Origin of the sequence: Phaeobacter sp. HF9A (genome assembly GCF_011806385.1) — a bacterium.
Taxonomy (GTDB): domain Bacteria; phylum Pseudomonadota; class Alphaproteobacteria; order Rhodobacterales; family Rhodobacteraceae; genus Epibacterium.
Window position 1 is genome coordinate 1 of sequence record NZ_JAATOX010000211.1, and the last position, 3,683, is coordinate 3,683.

Here is a 3,683-nt window from a genome sequence, read left to right on the forward strand (position 1 = left end):
TGCGTCTGGCGCGTCGCTACCAGGCCCAGGACCCGTTGCATGATCTGCTGTTTCTCGCGCTCAGCACGCTGATCTGCGGCGCCGCCATCAGCTATCACTGGGATCGCATCATCGCGCTTGTGACCTTCGGCTGAGACCGCTCGCCCGCGCTCAGGGCGATCCGCGCCCTCGGCGAAAGAGCGCGTGCAGACGCGCCCGGATCCCACGGGGGCGCGTGTCCAGAACCGGGATGCTGACCACCGGCATCAGGCCGGTTTCGCGCTGCATTTGCCCCGCGGATCGCAGCGCCGGATGCAACACATCCATAAGAAGCGCCAGCGCAAGCCCCGCCACAACGCTGACCACCCCGCCCATCAAGGCCAGAGATTTGCGGCTCTTGCCGGAGGGGTAATCCGGCAAGGACGCGGTCTCGATCACATTCAGCTGCTCGCCTTGCAGCGCGCTTTCCATGCGAAATCCGACCTCGGCATCCGCCCGTCGCTCGGTCACGACCTCCAGCTCGGATTTCTTGCGTTCCAGCGCCTGTTTGACAGCTGTCAACTGCCGATCCAGCTCCGGCGTCATCACCATCGAGGCCTGCAATTCAGCGCGGCGGTTTTCCAGCAGCGCGCGCTGCGCGGTCAGTGCCACCATCTGCGCGTCATATTCATCACGCACCCGCTGCGCGTAAGAGCCGCTTTGTGTTGCCGCGGCCTCTTCGGTGGTTTGCCGCAATTCGATTTCTTCGCGCGCCAGCGTCAACAGGCTCTCGTTGATGGCGATAAGCTCCGCACCGCGCACCTGAACCTCTTCCGGCGACATCACGTCATTCTGAAACCGCAGCTCCGCCAGATCCTCCTCCAGCTTTGCGATCTCGCGGATCAGGGTGGTTTCCTTCTCGCTGAAGAACGTCAGCGTCTCGCGCGCCTGTTCTATGCGGCTTGATTGGCTCAACCGGATGGTGCGGTCGGAAATTTCGCGCGCCAGTGCCTGCGCCTGCTCTGGCGATGACATGGTGGCGGTGATGGTCAAAACCGAGATTGCCCCATCCCCCAGCGTTTGACTGTTGGCCGCGGGGGTTCCCCGAATGCTCAGTGATCGGCGCAACACTGTGACCAGCTCATTCGGCCGCAGCCCGGGAAACGCCTCGCGCAGTCCAAATTTATCGGCCACCTCCAACAGCGTATCGCGCGCCATCAGCCGCTGTTCGACCAGTTGGATGCGGCGCGCAAAAGATCCGTCAGCGGTCGATTTGGCCAGGTCTCCCGCGATTTGCGGAAGATTGACCTGGATCACCTCGGTGCTGGTATAGATCGGCTCTTTCATAAGCGCCAAGACCAGCGAGAGCGCGCTGCCAAGTATCGCCACCAACAATATCAGACGCATCCTGCGCCACAGCAGGTCGAGAAAATCCGCAACTGAATAGAGCGCTGCCATTGGGGCGTTTCCCGTCCTAGATGTCGTGGCCGCGGGCCTGGTTCAACACCACCCCCAGCAGTTCGCTACGGCCCGACATCTGCCGCTCGCAGGCTTTCAGCTGCTTTGCGGTGGTGGTCTTGCCGCCAGAGACCAGCAACACCGCATCCACCTGTGGCAGGAATGCCGCCAGATCATCGCTTTCCAGCATCGGCGGCAGATCGAACAAGGCGACATCCGCCTGGGTGCGGCGCATCATCTCGTCTAGCACACCGCGACATTGGCCTTCGTGCAAGAGCTCCGACGAATTGGTCAGCTGGCTGTTGCCCAAGCCAAGCGCCAGCCCGTCAGAGGCCGCGACCAGATGGTCTTCCAGCCGGGTTTCGCCGCGCAGAAATCCCGCCATATCGCCATGATACATCGCTGTGCGCTCGATCCCCAAGGCGGAGGCAATGGCCGGGCGGCGCAGGTTCAGATCCATCAGCACCGTCCGCAGGCGCGGGACACGCGCAAGGCTGAGCGCAAGGTTTACCGCCGTGAAGCTGGCGCCGCAGCCCTGCGTCGGGGCACAGATCGCCACCCGTTTCCAGCCGCGCTCCTGCAAGGTATGCAGCATGCGCGTGCGCAACAGATCAAACGCCCGCGCCGTCGGCGAGGCGCGGAATGCATCGACCAGCGGCAGGCGGCGGTGCCGGGGATCGAGGCCGGAAATCGAGACCGGGTGAAACAGCGTCCAGGGGTCCGGCAATCGCGCTGGCACCATGCCGTCACTCTCTACGTCGACGTCGAGCTTTGCCTGTCGCCGCAGCGCAGTTGCGGTTCTTGCAAAACGCGGCTCCGGTTCGGGTTCGGCAGGTTGGCCGGATGGGGCCTGGGCTGGGCGCGCAGATGGCTCCACCGGGCGCGGTTCTGCTGCCACCGGCGCCTTGACGGGGCGCGCGATGCGCCCGCCCGCTGTCGGGGTCTCTTGATCGAGGACAGCGCGTTCGGCAGGCACGGATGCAACACTGGAGGGCGCCGCGCCGGAGACACGGTTGCCCCTGCGGCGGAATTTCTTGAACCCCTGATCCATCATTGCTGCATTACCATCGCCAACAAAAGCACCCTCGTCCTCTGCCATAAGCTCGTGACTATCAAACAAATCTTTCACACCCAAACCCCGTCATCCGAACCGACTGTCTTGCAGCCCTATTGCGCCCCCGCGATGCATCACACGATGCGAAGGGGGCATTCGCCGTCAGTACCCTGTGCTTCGGAAGACGACGACCGCGGTTTTCAACAGGATCTTGATGTCGCAGAGCAGGGATATATCACCGTGATATGCAGAATCCATCATGGCGCGTTCCTTGAAGCTGGTCATATTGCGCCCACCAATCTGCCAGGGGCCGGTAATCCCGGGGCGCATCGCAAAATACCGCTCGCATTCGCCATACAGCAGTTGCTGATCCAGCATCATCGGACGCGCGCCAACAAGGCTCATGTCCCCGCGCAGGACATTCCAGAATTGCGGCAGCTCATCCAGCGAGGTGGCGCGCAGAATGCGGCCGATCGGGGTGATGCGGCAGTCTTTCTTCAGTTTCTGGGTTTCCTGCCACTCCGCCCGCAGGGCCGGATCGCGTTGCAGCTGCTCTTCCAGAAGACGGTCGGCGTCTTTCACCATGGTGCGCAGTTTGACGAGCATGAAAACGCGCCCGCCCTTGCCCAGCCGCCGCTGGCAGAAAAACGGCGCGCCGCCTTCAAACCACAGGACCAGCGCACAGATGAGGACAATCGGCAGGACGATCGGCAGGCTCAACAGAACCAACAAGATATCCAAGATCCGTTTGCCGTATCTGACATAGGCCCCTTTTGTCGGCTGAAAATCAACCGGCACCGACGTTGAAGCGAGCGACATTTCAGATATATCCCCTACACCAGGGCCAGCGACTACCCTGCATTCCAGCCTTGCCATTGTTCCCCCCAACGGGCGTGCCATCACGCCGAGCCATTGGACCACATTCAATTTGGGAAACAGGCCGATCACCTTCTGGCGGCAACAATACCCGCCGCATCTGTTCCCCAAAACAGCGAGGCATTCGGGACCTGTTTCAATCACGGAGCAGGATGCGATCAAAGGCATCCAAACTCTGTCATAATGATAGCGCATTTTTGGAAAAATTTACTCAATTCTATCCAAATGGTTACCAAGCTACCCGGAATACAGTGTTTTCGCATCCCGCTGAGAAACAATGATTATCCTCAGGCGTATATTGTTCATTTCGGCCTCTCGCAAGGGTTGTGGCACCTTC

General features: G+C 61.3%; 3 protein-coding genes. All 3 read right to left on the minus strand.

Features of this window, described 5'->3' with window-relative positions; all coding sequences use genetic code 11:
- Nucleotides 1-150: 150 nt before the first annotated feature.
- Nucleotides 151-1,416: a Wzz/FepE/Etk N-terminal domain-containing protein gene (locus HCZ87_RS20250; RefSeq protein ID WP_167646863.1), complete on the minus strand. Its 1,266-nt coding sequence runs from the start codon at nucleotides 1,414-1,416 to the stop codon at nucleotides 151-153.
- A gap of 16 nt (nucleotides 1,417-1,432) precedes the next feature.
- The gene (locus HCZ87_RS20255) at nucleotides 1,433-2,545 is read right to left on the minus strand and encodes a CpsD/CapB family tyrosine-protein kinase (RefSeq protein WP_167646865.1); all 1,113 of its coding nucleotides are present in this window, start codon (nucleotides 2,543-2,545) and stop codon (nucleotides 1,433-1,435) included.
- 87 nt (nucleotides 2,546-2,632) lie between these two features.
- A complete protein-coding gene (locus HCZ87_RS20260) occupies nucleotides 2,633-3,541 on the minus strand; it encodes a sugar transferase (RefSeq protein ID WP_217701980.1) in 909 nt (302 codons plus the stop codon).
- Nucleotides 3,542-3,683: the final 142 nt, after the last annotated feature.